Origin of the sequence: Caloramator australicus RC3, assembly GCF_000297115.1 — a bacterium.
Lineage (GTDB): Bacteria > Bacillota > Clostridia > Clostridiales > Caloramatoraceae > Caloramator > Caloramator australicus.
In genome coordinates, this window is the sequence record NZ_CAKP01000112.1 from 1 (window position 1) to 15,474 (window position 15,474).

Annotated in this window: 15 protein-coding genes and 1 other annotated feature; all 15 genes read right to left on the reverse strand. The window is 38.4% G+C overall.

Annotated elements, in window-relative coordinates:
• On the reverse strand, nucleotides 1-433 hold a 433-nt coding region (locus CAAU_RS10675; protein ID WP_040306544.1), incomplete at its 3' end, for a GTP-binding protein.
• Nucleotides 434-446: 13 nt separating this feature from the next.
• Nucleotides 447-2,528, reverse strand: a complete 2,082-nt coding sequence (gene fusA, locus CAAU_RS10680) for an elongation factor G (RefSeq protein ID WP_008909449.1) — start codon at nucleotides 2,526-2,528, stop codon at nucleotides 447-449.
• A gap of 111 nt (nucleotides 2,529-2,639) precedes the next feature.
• A complete protein-coding gene (rpsG, locus tag CAAU_RS10685; RefSeq protein WP_008909450.1) occupies nucleotides 2,640-3,110 on the reverse strand; it encodes a 30S ribosomal protein S7 in 471 nt (156 codons plus the stop codon).
• 120 nt (nucleotides 3,111-3,230) lie between these two features.
• On the reverse strand, nucleotides 3,231-3,605 hold the full coding sequence (gene rpsL / locus CAAU_RS10690) for a 30S ribosomal protein S12 (protein WP_008909451.1): 375 nt from the start codon (nucleotides 3,603-3,605) through the stop codon (nucleotides 3,231-3,233).
• A gap of 55 nt (nucleotides 3,606-3,660) precedes the next feature.
• Entirely contained in the window at nucleotides 3,661-3,903 is a 243-nt protein-coding gene (locus tag CAAU_RS10695) for a L7Ae/L30e/S12e/Gadd45 family ribosomal protein (protein WP_008909452.1), read from the reverse strand.
• A 139-nt stretch (nucleotides 3,904-4,042) separates the two neighbouring features.
• A complete protein-coding gene (rpoC, locus tag CAAU_RS10700) occupies nucleotides 4,043-7,549 on the reverse strand; it encodes a DNA-directed RNA polymerase subunit beta' (RefSeq protein WP_008909453.1) in 3,507 nt (1,168 codons plus the stop codon).
• A 20-nt stretch (nucleotides 7,550-7,569) separates the two neighbouring features.
• Nucleotides 7,570-11,301 carry a DNA-directed RNA polymerase subunit beta gene (gene rpoB, locus CAAU_RS10705; RefSeq protein ID WP_040306545.1) on the reverse strand — a complete coding sequence of 1,244 codons (3,732 nt, stop codon included), beginning with the start codon at nucleotides 11,299-11,301 and terminating at the stop codon, nucleotides 7,570-7,572.
• 244 nt (nucleotides 11,302-11,545) lie between these two features.
• Nucleotides 11,546-11,917: a 50S ribosomal protein L7/L12 gene (rplL, locus tag CAAU_RS10710; protein WP_008909455.1), complete on the reverse strand. Its 372-nt coding sequence runs from the start codon at nucleotides 11,915-11,917 to the stop codon at nucleotides 11,546-11,548.
• 30 nt (nucleotides 11,918-11,947) lie between these two features.
• The gene (gene rplJ / locus CAAU_RS10715; protein ID WP_008909456.1) at nucleotides 11,948-12,445 is read right to left on the reverse strand and encodes a 50S ribosomal protein L10; all 498 of its coding nucleotides are present in this window, start codon (nucleotides 12,443-12,445) and stop codon (nucleotides 11,948-11,950) included.
• 34 nt (nucleotides 12,446-12,479) lie between these two features.
• Nucleotides 12,480-12,608: a sequence feature (ribosomal protein L10 leader region), on the reverse strand.
• Between the two features lie 44 nt (nucleotides 12,609-12,652).
• The gene (rplA, locus tag CAAU_RS10720) at nucleotides 12,653-13,348 is read right to left on the reverse strand and encodes a 50S ribosomal protein L1 (RefSeq protein WP_008909457.1); all 696 of its coding nucleotides are present in this window, start codon (nucleotides 13,346-13,348) and stop codon (nucleotides 12,653-12,655) included.
• 54 nt (nucleotides 13,349-13,402) lie between these two features.
• Nucleotides 13,403-13,828, reverse strand: coding sequence for a 50S ribosomal protein L11 (gene rplK, locus CAAU_RS10725; RefSeq protein ID WP_008909458.1), 426 nt, complete (start codon nucleotides 13,826-13,828; stop codon nucleotides 13,403-13,405).
• A gap of 26 nt (nucleotides 13,829-13,854) precedes the next feature.
• A complete protein-coding gene (gene nusG, locus CAAU_RS10730; RefSeq protein ID WP_008909459.1) occupies nucleotides 13,855-14,376 on the reverse strand; it encodes a transcription termination/antitermination protein NusG in 522 nt (173 codons plus the stop codon).
• A gap of 31 nt (nucleotides 14,377-14,407) precedes the next feature.
• Nucleotides 14,408-14,632 (reverse strand): preprotein translocase subunit SecE, encoded by a 225-nt coding sequence (gene secE, locus CAAU_RS10735; RefSeq protein ID WP_008909460.1) that lies wholly within the window; start codon nucleotides 14,630-14,632, stop codon nucleotides 14,408-14,410.
• Between the two features lie 31 nt (nucleotides 14,633-14,663).
• Nucleotides 14,664-14,813 (reverse strand): 50S ribosomal protein L33, encoded by a 150-nt coding sequence (gene rpmG, locus CAAU_RS10740; protein WP_040306546.1) that lies wholly within the window; start codon nucleotides 14,811-14,813, stop codon nucleotides 14,664-14,666.
• 156 nt (nucleotides 14,814-14,969) lie between these two features.
• Nucleotides 14,970-15,474, reverse strand: a 505-nt coding sequence (locus CAAU_RS10745; protein ID WP_040306547.1) for an EF-Tu C-terminal domain-related protein, incomplete at its 5' end; no start/stop codon positions are given.

Consider the following 15,474-nt stretch of genomic DNA (forward strand, 5'->3'; position numbering starts at 1 on the left):
CTGGGTCGTCTACCATGTCTGCCTTGTTTAGGAATACTACAATGTATGGAACGCCTACCTGTCTTGCAAGTAGTATGTGTTCTCTTGTCTGTGGCATTGGACCGTCTGCTGCACTTACAACTAAGATCGCTCCGTCCATTTGCGCTGCCCCTGTAATCATGTTCTTTACGTAGTCAGCGTGACCTGGACAGTCAACGTGTGCATAGTGTCTTGTTTCTGTTTCGTATTCAACGTGTGCTGTGTTGATTGTTATTCCTCTTTCCTTTTCTTCTGGTGCCTTATCTATTTCGTCGTATCTTGTTGCTTGTGCTCTTCCATACTTTGATAATACAAATGTTATCGCTGCTGTTAATGTTGTCTTACCATGGTCAACGTGTCCTATTGTCCCTATGTTTACGTGTGGCTTGGTTCTCTCAAAATGTGCCTTTGCCATTTAGATTACCTCCTTATGCATTCTTTTCCTTAGCTCCAACAATTTGAGCTTGGATGCTTGCTGGAACTTCTTCATAATGGTCAAATTGCATTACGTAAGTTCCTCTACCTTGTGTTCTTGATCTTAATGTAGTTGCATAACCAAACATTTCAGCAAGTGGAACATATGCTCTTATAACTTGAGCTCCACCTCTTGGTTCCATACCTTCGATTCTTCCTCTTCTTGAGTTTATATCTCCTATAACGTCTCCCATGTATTCTTCTGGAACAACAACTTCAACCTTCATTATTGGTTCAAGAAGAACTGGGTCCGCCTTTTGCATTGCATTCTTGAAGGCCATAGAACCTGCAATCTTGAAGGCCATTTCTGAGGAGTCAACTTCGTGGTATGAACCGTCAAATAGGATTACCTTAACGTCCATTACTGGATATCCTGCAACTACACCTGATAGCATAGCTTCTTGGATACCATTGTCGATTGCTGGTATATATTCTTTTGGTATTACACCACCAACAATGTTGTTAACAAATTCGTATCCCTTTCCTCTTTCTTGTGGAATAAGTTCAATCCAGCAGTGGCCGTATTGTCCTCTACCACCTGATTGTCTTACGAACTTACCTTCAGCCTTAACAGCCTTTCTAACTGTTTCTTTGTAAGCAACTTGTGGTTTACCAACGTTGCATTCTACCTTGAATTCTCTTTGGAGTCTGTCTACGATAATTTCAAGGTGCAATTCACCCATACCTGCAATTATAGTTTGACCTGTTTCTTGGTCAGTATATGTTTTGAAGGATGGGTCTTCTTCTGAAAGTTTTTGTAATGCAAGTGCCATCTTTTCTTGGCCAGCCTTTGTCTTTGGTTCTATGGCAACGTGGATAACTGGTTCTGGGAATTCCATCTTTTCAAGGATAATTGGCTTATCTGGATCGCAAAGTGTATCCCCAGTTATTACTTCCTTAAGACCAACGCATGCCCCAATGTCTCCTGCTCTGATTTCTTCAACATCTTCTCTGTGGTTAGCATGCATCTTAACAAGTCTTCCTATTCTTTCCTTCTTACCCTTTGTTGAATTTAATACATATGTTCCTGCTGTAAGAACACCTGAGTATACTCTAACGAAGGCAAGCTTTCCAACAAATGGGTCAGCCATTATCTTGAAAGCAAGAGCTGAAAGTGGCTCATCATCGCTTGCATGTCTTTCATCTTCTTCACCTGAATCTGGATTTATACCCTTAACTGATGGAATGTCAACAGGTGATGGAAGATATTCAACAACCGCATCAAGAAGTAACTGAACACCTTTGTTCTTGTATGAAGAACCGCAAACTACAGGAACAAGTTCTCCACTTATTGTTGCCTTTCTTAAAGCAACTTTTATTTCTTCTTCAGTGAACTCTTCTCCTTCAAGATACTTCATCATTAGTTCTTCATCAGTTTCAGCAACTGCTTCAATAAGATGTGTTCTGTATTCTTCAACGATATCCTTCATATCTTCTGGAACTTCAGTTTCTTCAGCTTGTGTTCCAAGGTCATCTACATAGATTATTGCTTCATTCTTTATAAGGTCAATAACACCCTTGAATGTATCCTCTTTTCCTATTGGAAGCTGTATTGCAACTGGCTTTGTTCCTAATCTGTCCTTCATCATTTGAATAACATTGAAAAAGTCAGCTCCCATTATATCCATCTTGTTTACATATGCTATTCTTGGCACTCCGTATTTATCTGCCTGTCTCCAAACAGTTTCAGACTGTGGTTCAACACCACCCTTTGCACAGAATACCGCAACAGCACCGTCAAGAACTCTTAATGATCTTTCAACTTCTACTGTAAAGTCTACGTGACCTGGTGTGTCAATTATGTTTATTACGTGGCCCTTCCATTGGCATGTTGTCGCTGCTGATGTTATTGTGATACCTCTTTCTTGCTCTTGAACCATCCAGTCCATAGTAGCAGCGCCTTCATGAACTTCGCCAAGTTTATGTGTTCTACCAGTGTAGAACAAAATACGCTCTGTTGTAGTTGTTTTACCGGCGTCGATATGTGCCATTATACCTATGTTTCTTACCTTCTCTAAAGGGAACGTTCTTGGCACAAATATTCCTCCTTTCTTTCTGCAAACATTTCTCTAATTTAACATAAATTTTACTTAAATGTTAATTAATACTATACCCCTAAATGTTATGCACATTTAGGGGAGTATAAATTACCATCTATAATGAGCGAATGCTCTGTTAGCTTCAGCCATCTTATGAGTATCTTCTTTCTTCTTAACTGCTGCACCTGTATTGTTAGCTGCATCTAATATTTCGTTTGCAAGCTTAACTCTCATGTATCTATCTCCTCTATTTCTTGCTGCTTCAACGATCCATCTGATACCGAGAGTTTGTCTTCTGTCTGGTCTAACTTCAACTGGAACTTGGTATGTTGCCCCACCGATTCTTCTTGCCTTAACTTCAAGAACTGGCATTACATTGTTCATTGCAGCTTCAAACACTTCAAGTGGGTCCTTTCCAGTTTTTTCTCTAATTATATCGAATGCACCATAAACAACCTTTTGTGCAACACCCTTCTTCCCGTCCCACATTACTTTGTTTATAAGCTTTGTAACAACCTTGCTATTGTATATTGGATCAGGAAGAACATCTCTCTTTGGAACATAACCCTTTCTTGGCACTTTCCTTCCCTCCTTAACATTAAATTTAAGTTCATCGGTACTCGGCATTTGCCGTAAAGTGCTCCATGCAATCTATTTAAACCCGAAGGAGTTTATATTGCACACAGCACCATTAAAACATTACTTCTTTGGTCTCTTAGTACCGTATTTTGATCTTTGTTGCTTTCTGTTAGCAACACCAGCAGCGTCAAGGGCACCTCTTATGATGTGATATCTAACACCTGGGAGGTCCTTAACTCTTCCACCTCTTATAAGAACAACACTGTGTTCTTGTAGGTTGTGGCCTTCACCTGGGATGTATGCTGTAACTTCAATTCCATTTGTTAGCCTTACTCTTGCGATCTTTCTTAACGCTGAGTTTGGCTTCTTAGGAGTCATAGTCTTAACAACTGTGCAAACTCCTCTTTTTTGTGGACATCCCTTTAATGCTGGTGACTTTGACTTGTATTGAACCTTTTCTCTACCCTTTCTAACAAGCTGGTTCATTGTTGGCATTTGTGCGCACCTCCTTCCAAAATGACACATCTATAATAAAGCAAATAATGCTTTATTACTCACTTAAAATACATGCTGTAGCTGCTCCTACATCAATGCCGCAAAGCATTCCTAATTTTTTCATCGTCTCAACAAAAACGACCTCAACGTTGTTTTGTTTACAAAGCTCTAATATAGGTGCTGTGACCTTTGCTTCTGCATCCTCAGCGATGTAAACAATCTTTGCTTGGCCGCTTTTTATTGCCTTTGCAGTTTGCTTTGCACCAACAACTTTTTTGCCTGTAAGTTTTGCAATCATGCTAATCCCCCTCCTTGTGAAAGTTCTACTTTCACCTTCATTGAGGAAATCATAAAACACACAAAATCAATTTTAACATTTTAATATATCATTGTCAATACTAGTAAAATTTTATTTAAGGGGGTAGGCCCCCCTTAAATTATTCAGCATCTTCCTCAGGTGAAATTTCTATGCTTCTGTATCTTACCATACCTGTTCCTGCAGGTATTAACTTACCTATTATAACATTTTCCTTCAATCCAACAAGCGGATCAATCTTACCCTTGATTGCCGCATCTGTAAGAACTCGTGTAGTTTCTTGGAAGGATGCTGCTGAAAGGAAGGAATCTGTTGCAAGGGCTGCCTTTGTTATACCAAGCAGCGTTGTTCTTCCAACTGCAGGTCTTAATCCCATCTTGATTGCCTTTTCATTTTCTTCATCAAATTCAAACCTATCTATAAGGCTTCCTGGAAGCATATCTGTATCTCCAGAATCTTCTATCTTAACCTTTCTTAGCATCTGTCTTATTATAATTTCAAGATGTTTGTCGTTAATATCAACACCCTGCAATCTGTAAACCTTTTGAACCTCAGCAAGAAGGTAAGATCTTACAGCATCTTCTCCCTTTATTCTTAGAAGATCATGTGGATTTACAGAACCTTCTGTTAACACTTCCCCTGCTTCAATTCTTTGGCCATCATAAACTTTAAGCCTTGATCCATAAGGAATTGGATAAACCTTTTCCTCTCCGTCATCAGATATTATAGTTACAATCTTTCTCTTTCTATCTTCTGTAACTTTAACAACTCCACCTTTTTCGCTAATAATTGCAAGTCCCTTTGGTTTTCTTGCTTCAAAGAGCTCTTCAACTCTTGGAAGACCTTGTGTGATGTCGGCACCAGCAACACCACCAGTATGGAAGGTTCTCATTGTAAGCTGAGTTCCTGGTTCACCGATGGATTGTGCTGCAATAATACCTACAGCTTCACCTATGTTTACTCTTTCACCAGTTGCCATATTCATACCATAGCACTTTGCACAAACTCCATATCTAGTCTTACATGTAAACACGCTTCTTATCTTAACTCTTGTTATACCAGCCTTTTCAATCTTTGAATATATATCATCAGTAATATATTCGTTCCTCTTTACGATAACTTCTCCTGTTTCTGGATGAATTATATCTTCTGCTGTATATCTACCTATTAGTCTATCCTTAAGAGCTTCGATTACCTCGTTTCCATCCCTTACTTCTTCTACATAAAAGCCTTCTGTTGTTCCACAATCTTCTTCTCTTACTACTGTATCCTGTGATACATCAACAAGTCTTCTTGTTAAATATCCTGAGTCAGCTGTTCTTAGCGCTGTATCTGCAAGACCTTTTCTTGCACCGTGGGTTGATATGAAGAATTCAAGAACGTTAAGGCCTTCGCGGAAGGAGGATCTAATTGGCAATTCTATAATCTTACCTGATGGATTAGCCATAAGACCTCTCATACCACAAAGCTGTCTTATCTGATTCTTAGAACCTCTCGCTCCTGAGTTTGCCATCATGAATATTGGATTGAATTTATCAAGATTATTCATGAGAGCATTTGTTACATTTTCTGTTGTCTTTGTCCAAGTATCGATAACCTTTTGATATCTTTCCTCTTCTGATATAAATCCTCTTCTGAATAGTCTTTGAATGTTGTCAACTTCAGCATCCGCTTCAGCAAGTAGTTTTGCCTTAGCTTCTGGAATAATCATGTCTGATACTGATATCGTAATGGCACCTATTGTTGAGAAGTGGAATCCTAATGCCTTTATCTTATCAAGAGTTATAGCAGTCTTTGTTGGTCCGTGCTTTTTATATACCCTCTCAACAATCTTACTTAACGCCTTCTTATCAACAAGAAAATCTATTTCATAATCGCATGCCTTATCTGGATCATTTCTGTCAACAAATCCTAGATCCTGTGGAACTGCTTCGTTGAATATAATCTTTCCAGGTGTAGTCTGAACTATCTTTGAAACTCTTTGCCCATTAATTTCCTTAGTAACTCTTACATTTATCCTTGCATGTAATCCAACTTCCTTTAATTGATAAGCAAGCAATGCTTCCTCTGGTGATGAGAAGTATTTTCCTTCTCCTGGTTCTCCTTCCTTTTCTATTGTTAAATAGTAGGAACCTAAAACCATGTCCTGGGTTGGCACTGTAACTGGCTTTCCATCGGACGGTTTTAATATATTATGGGCTGCAAGCATTAAGAACCTTGCTTCTGACTGTGCCTCAACAGAAAGTGGAACGTGGACCGCCATCTGGTCACCATCGAAGTCTGCATTGTATGCTGTACATACAAGTGGATGAAGCTTTATAGCTCTACCTTCAACAAGAACAGGCTGGAAGGCTTGAATACCTAGTCTGTGAAGGGTTGGAGCACGGTTTAGTAATACCGGATGGTCTAATATAACTTCCTCAAGTATATCCCAAACCTGGTTGTTAACTCTTTCTACCATTTTTTTAGCGTTCTTTATATTATGAGCTATTCCTTTTTCTACGAGTCTTTTCATTACAAATGGCTTAAATAGTTCAAGAGCCATTTCCTTTGGAAGACCACATTGGAACATTTTAAGCTCAGGACCAACTACTATAACAGAACGTCCAGAATAGTCAACACGCTTTCCAAGAAGGTTTTGACGGAATCTTCCCTGTTTACCCTTTAGCATATCTGAAAGGGATTTTAATGGTCTATTTCCAGGACCTGTTACTGGTCTACCTCTTCTTCCATTGTCAATTAAGGCGTCAACAGCCTCTTGAAGCATTCTCTTTTCGTTTCTAACTATTATGTCTGGTGCTCCAAGATCTAGGAGCCTTTTTAATCTATTGTTTCTATTTATAACCCTTCTATAAAGGTCGTTAAGATCTGAAGTCGCAAATCTTCCACCATCAAGCTGAACCATGGGTCTTAAATCCGGTGGTATAACAGGTAAAACTTCTAATATCATCCATTCTGGTCTATTACCTGATTTTCTAAAGGCTTCAACAACTTCAAGTCTTCTTATTATTCTAACCTTCTTTTGCCCTGTGCTGTTTTCAAGTTCCGCCTTAAGTTCCTTTGAGAGGGCATCAAGATCGATCTCCTGAAGAAGTTCCCTAATGGCTTCAGCACCCATTCCAGCTCTAAAGGAACCTTCACCATACTTTTCTATTGCTTCTCTGTATTCCTTTTCTGTTAGAAGTTGTTTTTTAACAAGGCCAGTATCACCTGGATCTATAACTATATACGAAGCAAAGTAAAGAACCTTTTCTAAGGATCTTGGGGACATATCAAGTATAAGTCCCATTCTTGATGGTATCCCTTTAAAATACCAGATGTGGGATACAGGGGCAGCAAGCTCTATGTGCCCCATTCTCTCACGTCTAACCTTTGATTTAGTAACTTCAACTCCACACCTGTCACAAACAATTCCTTTGTATCTTACTCTTTTATACTTTCCACAATGACATTCCCAGTCCTTAACAGGTCCGAAAATTCTTTCACAAAAAAGACCATCCTTTTCAGGTTTTAATGTTCTGTAGTTAATAGTTTCAGGCTTTTTTACCTCTCCCTTTGACCATTCCCTAATCTTTTCTGGAGAAGCAAGACCAATTTGAATTGAGTCAAAATTGTTTAACTCGAACAAGGGGACAGCCTCCCTTCATTTTATTCTTCGTCGTCAAAATTTAAATCGTCATCTATTGATTCAAAATCTACTATATTTTCATCAATGAATTCATCAAATCCTATATCATCATCTTCATTATATCCTTCTTCACTGTAATCATCTACATCTTCTGTTGTTGTCATAGGTGTTAGTGCTACATCGTCTCTAATTTCCATTGTATTTTGTAATTCATCATATTCTTCATCGTAGTCTATATCCTCTTTAATAGCAACTTCTTGTTTATCTTCACCAAGAACCTTAACATCAAGACATAGGGATTGAAGTTCTTTAATAAGAACCTTAAATGATTCTGGAACTCCCGGTTCTGGTATGTTTTCTCCCTTAACTATTGCTTCATAAGTCTTAACACGTCCTACAACGTCGTCAGACTTAACTGTCAATATTTCTTGTAGGGTATGAGCTGCACCATATGCTTCTATTGCCCAAACTTCCATCTCACCAAATCTTTGACCACCAAATTGTGCCTTACCACCAAGTGGCTGTTGGGTAACTAATGAGTATGGACCTGTTGAACGCGCGTGTATCTTATCGTCAACAAGGTGAGCAAGCTTTAGCATATACATATAACCAACTGTTACTCTATTATCAAAAGGCTCTCCAGTTCTTCCATCATAAAGAACTGTCTTTCCATCCGGATCATACCCTGCTTTAATTAAGCACTCTTGAATATCCTCTTCAGTTGCACCATCGAATACCGGTGTAGCAACATGCCATCCTAATTTTTTCGCTGCTCTCCCAAGGTGAACCTCAAGAACCTGACCGATGTTCATACGTGACGGAACGCCAAGAGGATTAAGAACTATTTGAAGCGGTGTCCCATCTGGTAGGTATGGCATATCTTCAACAGGAAGAACTCTTGAAATAACACCCTTGTTACCGTGACGTCCCGCCATCTTGTCACCAACAGAAATCTTTCTCTTTTGAGCGATATATACTCTAACAAGCTCATTTACCCCTGGTGGAAGCTCATCTCCATTTTCCCTTGTAAATATTTTTACATCAACTATTATGCCTGCTTCACCATGAGGAACTCTAAGGGATGTGTCTCTAACTTCCCTTGCCTTTTCACCAAATATTGCCCTTAAGAGCCTTTCTTCTGCTGTAAGTTCTGTTTCTCCCTTTGGAGTTACCTTACCTACTAATATATCGCCGGATCTTACTTCAGCACCTATTCTTATTATTCCTCTTTCATCAAGATCCCTTAATGCATCTTCACCAACATTTGGTATATCCCTTGTAATTTCTTCAGGTCCAAGCTTAGTATCCCTTGCTTCGCACTCGTATTCTTCTATGTGTATTGATGTAAAGACATCGTTCATAACCAGCTCTTCTGAAATAAGTATTGCGTCCTCATAGTTATATCCTTCCCAAGTCATAAATCCTATTAATATATTCTTTCCAAGGGCTATTTCACCTTGGTCAATAGATGGACCGTCTGCTATAATGTCGCCTGCCTTTACTCTATCGCCTTCGCTTACTATCGGCCTTTGATTTATGCAAGTTCCTTGGTTGGATCTTTTAAATTTCAATAGCTTATATGTTTCTATTTTACCATCTTCGTCCCTTTTAATTTGAATCATATCAGCAGTAACTTTCACAACTGTTCCATCAGATTTTGCAAGAGGAATTATCCCTGAATCCTTTGCAGCTTTATATTCTATTCCTGTTCCAACTATTGGTGCCTCAGTTTTAATTAACGGAACTGCCTGACGCTGCATGTTGGATCCCATCAAAGCTCTGTTTGCGTCATCGTTTTCAAGGAACGGGATCATAGCAGTAGCAACAGATACAACCTGCTTTGGTGAAACGTCCATTAGGTCGACATCATGTGGCGAAACTACTACTATTTCCTTCTTTGCTCTTGCTGTAACCCTCTTATCTATAAATCTTCCTTCTTCATCAAGAGGCTCATTAGCCTGAGCGATAATGTATTGGTCTTCCTCATCAGCAGTTAAATATACAACTTTATCTGTAACTCTTCCTGCTTCCTTATCAACAATTCTATATGGAGCTTCTATAAAGCCATATTCATTAACCCTTGCGTATGTTGCAAGTGAGTTTATAAGACCTATGTTTGGTCCTTCTGGTGTTTCTATAGGGCACATTCTACCATAATGGGAGTGGTGAACGTCTCTTACTTCAAAGCCTGCTCTTTCCCTTGAAAGCCCACCAGGACCTAATGCGGAAAGACGTCTCTTGTGAGTTAATTCTGAAAGTGGGTTTGTCTGATCCATAAATTGTGAGAGCTGTGACGAACCAAAGAATTCCTTAATCGCAGCAACTACAGGTCTTGTATTGATAAGCTGCTGTGGTGTAACAGCATCAAGATCCTGTATTGTCATCCTTTCTTTTATTACCCTTTCCATTCTGGAAAGCCCTATTCTGAATTGATTTTGTAAAAGCTCTCCAACGGATCTTAATCTTCTATTTCCAAGGTGATCTATATCATCAACATATCCTATTCCATAGGATAGATTTAAGCAATAATTAATTGATGCAAATATGTCGTCTTTAATAATATGCTTTGGAATAAGCTGATTTATTCTTTGTCTTATTGCATCCTTTATGTCATCTTCATTATCAAATTCATCGATAATTTCCTTAAGAGTTGGGAAATGAACTAATTCCTTAATGTTAAGGTCACTAAAATCATATGGTAATCCAAGCTTTGTAATATCAACAAAGTTATTTCCTATGACTCTTACTGGTTTGCCTTCAATTAATACTTCAACAACATTTACACCGCTGTGTTGAATCTTTTGGGCTGTCTCCCTGTCTATTCTTTTTCCTTCCTCGATTAATATTTCACCAGTAAGAGGGTGAGCAATGGTATGTGCAGCTACTTGATTAACTATTCTATTTGCAAGAGAGAGTTTTTTATTAAACTTATATCTACCAACCTTTGACAAATCATATCTCTTTGGATCAAAGAAAAGAGAATCCAAAAGAGCCTTTGCACTTTCAACAGTCGGTGGTTCGCCTGGTCTTAATCTTTTATAAATTTCTAATAGAGCTTCTTCCTTTGTCTTTGTGCTGTCCTTCTCTATTGTTGCCCTTAGATGTTCTTCTTCACCAAAGTAATTTATTATTTCATGGTCTGAACCACTTTCCATTAATGATCTTATAAACACTGTAAGAGGTAGCTTTCTTGTTCTATCCAATCTAACGTATAGTATATCGTTAGAATCTGTTTCGTATTCTATCCAAGCACCTCTATTGGGAATTACCGTAGATGAGTAAAGCTTTTTACCAGATCTGTCAATAGCTTCAGCATAATATACCCCAGGTGACCTTACGAGCTGACTTACGATAACTCTTTCTGCTCCATTTATTACAAATGTTCCCTGTTCGGTCATTAATGGGAAATCTCCCATATAAACTTCCTGATCCTTAACTTCCCCTGTTTCCTTATTAACTAATCTTACCTTTACTTTTAATGGTGCTGCGTATGTAGCATCCCTTTCTTTGCATTCTTCAACGGAATACTTAATATTGTCATAGTCCAATCTATAGTCAATAAACTCAAGGACTAGGTTCCCCGTATAGTCAGTAATCGGGTTGACATCTTCGAAAACTTCTTTTAGTCCTTCCTCTAAAAACCATTTGTAGGAATTGAGTTGCACCTCGATGAGAAGTGGCATGTCGATTACTTCTTTGATCTTTGAAAAGCTCATTCGGGTTCTTCTGCCCACTTTAACAGGATGTACCATTAAATCTCACCCCTTACTTAAAATAAATCCAACGACGATAAGACTCTATTTTAATATTTTTTACACAATGTATACAAATTATACAAGTCAAATTAGATGTTGCCCAAAAAAACAATAATATCCCATTATTCATGCATTTTAATATATTATCATAACATCATTAGGCTGTCAAGGAAATAGTAATAAATTTATACAAAAAAATATAAAGCGCCGGATTAATCCAGCGCTTATCATTTTAGCTCAATTACTTAATTTCAACTGTTGCTCCAACTTCAGCAAGCTTTGCTTTGATTTGTTCTGCTTCTTCCTTGCTTACGCCTTCCTTTAATGTCTTTGGTGCACCATCTACAAGGTCCTTTGCTTCCTTTAATCCAAGTCCTGTGATTTCTCTTACAACCTTGATAACCTTAACCTTTTCAGCACCTGCATTTGCAAGGATTACATCGAATTCAGTCTTTTCTTCAGCTGCTGGAGCTGCTGCACCTGCTGCTGCACCTGCTACTGCAACTGGAGCTGCAGCGCTAACACCAAATTCTTCTTCGCATGCCTTTACTAATTCATTTAATTCAAGAACAGTCATATTTTTTATAGCTTGAATAATTTCTTGTATTGTCATTTTACATACACCTCCATAGAATTTTATTAATTATGCATTAGCTTCTTCTTTTTGCTTTCTAATAGCATCAAGCACATAAACAAACTTCGCAACTGGTGATTTGATACTTCCAAGGAATTTTGCAAGTAGAACTTCTCTTGGTGGTATCTTTGAAAGTTCCTTAACCTTAGCAGTATCGAATAGTTGTCCTTGAACGATACCTGCCTTAAGTTCGATTGCCTTGTGGTTTTCTGCAAATTCCGCAAGCAATCTTGCTGGTGCAGTTGGATCATCATAGCTGATTGCAAGAGCAACTGGTCCTTCAAGGTAGCTGTCTAAACCTTCAAAACCAACTTCCTTTGCTGCTCTTAAAGTTAATGTGTTCTTAACTACCTTGTATTCAACGCCAGCTTCCCTCATCTTTCTACGAAGCTCAGTATCCTCTGCAACTGTAATTCCCTTATATGATGTCAAAATAATAGCTTGAGCTCTTTGAAACCTTTCAACTAGCTCTTTTACTTTTGCTTCTTTGATTTCTCTGTTGCCCACTTTGTGCACCTCCTTGCCCTTTATTTGTGAGGCCTTTTGAAATACAAAAGGCCTCTCCGTAGACATAGAGAGGCCTAAATATCCTATCTAAAACCTCGGTAGGTTGGGAAGCCCCGTTACGCCCAAAGGCACCTACTGTCTACGGTTTGTTTCCTTATTCAGAACACAACATTTATAGTTTAACATCATTTATCGATGATGTCAATATTATTCTAAAACTTTTACAGGATTTATCTTAATTCCAGGTCCCATCGTGCTTGAAACAACAACGCTCTTTATATATTGTCCCTTTGCTGCAGCTGGTTTTGCCTTTATTATTGCTTCCATTAAAGTATGGAAGTTGTCAGAAAGCTTTTCTACACCAAAGGACTTCTTTCCGATTGGAACGTGGATAATTGCTGTTTTATCAACTCTATATTCAACCTTACCAGCCTTTATTTCAGCAATTGCCTTTGCAACATCAAATGTAACTGTTCCTGATTTTGGGTTTGGCATTAATCCCTTTGGTCCAAGGATCTTACCAAGTCTACCTACTACACCCATCATATCTGGAGTAGCAACAACTACATCATAGTCAAACCAATTTTCCTTTTGAATCTTATCAACAAGCTCTTCTGCACCTACATAATCTGCGCCTGCAGCTTCTGCTTCCTTTGCCTTTTCTCCCTTAGCAAATACAAGCACTCTAACAGTCTTACCAGTTCCGTGTGGTAAAACAACTGCTCCTCTAACTTGTTGATCAGCGTGTCTTGGGTCAACACCAAGTCTTACGTGAACTTCTATTGTTTCATCGAATTTCGCTCTTGCAGTCTTAATAGCAAGATCTAAAGCTTCTTTTGGTGAGTAAAGCGTATTTCTATCTACAAGCTTTGCAGCTTCTAAATAGTTCTTACCTCTTTTCATTTCTATCCCTCCTCGTGGTTTTAACGGTTTTTACCTCCCACGCCTTAGCGTGAATTATTCTACGATTTCAATACCCATACTTCTTGCTGTTCCTTTAATCATGCTAATAGCTGCTTCTAATGATGCTGCATTTAAGTCAGGCATCTTAAGTTCAGCTATTTCTCTAACCTTAGCCATAGTTACCTTTCCAACCTTTTGCTTGTTTGGAACAGGTGAACCGCTTTCAATTCCAGCAGCCTTCTTTAACAATACTGATGCTGGTGGTGTCTTTAATACAAAGCTAAATGATCTATCAGCATAGATTGTGCACACAACAGGTATAATAAGACCTGCTTGCTTTTCTGTCTTTGCATTGAATTCTTTACAGAATTGCATGATATTTATACCATATGGACCGAAAGCTGGACCAACTGGTGGAGCTGGCGTAGCTTTTCCTGCTGGCAATTGAAGTTTAACAATACCTACTACTTTCTTTGCCATGTTCTAGCACCTCCTTAGAATGAACATTATAGTATTTTTTCAACCTGGTTGAAATCAAGTTCGACAGGAGTTTCCCTTCCGAACATGTTAACCAGAGCTTTAATCTTTTTCTTTTCCATGTTAATTTCTTGAACCTGAGCAATAAAGTTTACTAGCGGACCTTTAACTATCTTTACATTTTCTCCAACTTCAATATCAATATCAACAATTGGCTCAACTATACCCATTGCTTCAACCTCTTCATCGGTCAAAGGAACTGGTTTAGAGCCTGGTCCGACAAAACCTGTAACACCTCTTGTGTTTCTTACTACATACCAAGAGTCGTCAGTCATAATCATTTTAACTAAGACATATCCTGGATATTTTTTTCTTTGAACAACCTTGGTTTTGCCATTTTTTTCTTCTATAACTTCCTCCATAGGAATCTGAACATCAAGTATAAGATGATGAAGATTTCTATTATCTATGGTTTTCTCAAGGTTAGCCTTTACTTTGTTTTCATATCCAGAATATGTGTGAACTACATACCACTTTGCTTTGTCCGCCATACTCTAAGGGACCAGAGGGTCCCTCCCTCCTTTATCTAATATATTCTAATATCTTTCTAAGCAAAGTCCCGAATACTGAATCCATTATCCAAATCATAAGTGTAAATATTGCTAGGGTGCCTAATACTATTCCAGTCGTATTTACAACTTCTTTTCTTTCTGGCCAAGTAATCTTCTTAAACTCAGCCTTTAACTCTCTAAAATACTTCATTACTTTATTTTCCCCAACTTTATTAACTTTAACCTCTGCAGACATAAATTTCACACCCTTGTTTAAATTTACTTTATTATTTTGTTTCTTTATGAACTGTATGCTTTCTGCAGAATCTGCAATACTTTCTGAACTCTAATCTGTCTGGGTCGTTCTTTTTATTTTTTGTTGTATGGTAATTTCTTTGTTTGCATTCTTGGCATGCAAGTGTAACTTTTACCCTCACTGCTTACACCTCCTAATTTCGACGGAATGCTGCAACTAAATTGCACACTTCTTTTTTACATTATCATAAATGCAATTCCCTGTCAATATCATTACAAATAAAAGCGGAAGTCGCCATCGAAAGGGTGACTTCCGACCTTCGACCTCCGACTAATTATTATTCAAAAATCTTAGCAACAACACCAGCGCCTACTGTTCTTCCACCTTCTCTGATGGCGAATCTTAATCCTTCTTCCATCGCGATTGGTGTTATAAGTTCAACTTCCATGTTGATGTGGTCGCCTGGCATGCACATTTCTACTCCTTCTGGTAACTTGATTGTTCCTGTTACGTCTGTTGTTCTGAAGTAGAATTGTGGTCTGTATCCATTGAAGAATGGAGTATGTCTTCCTCCTTCTTCCTTCTTTAATACGTATACTTGACCTTCAAACTTCTTGTGTGGATTTACTGAACCTGGCTTCGCAAGAACTTGACCTCTTTCAATTTCGTCTCTGTTTACTCCTCTTAATAGTGCTCCTATGTTGTCTCCTGCTTCTGCCATGTCAAGAACCTTTCTGAACATTTCTACTCCTGTTACTACTGTCTTCTTCTTTTCATCTGTTAATCCTACGATTTCTACTTCGTCTCCTACCTTCAATACTCCTCTTTCTACTCTTCCTGTC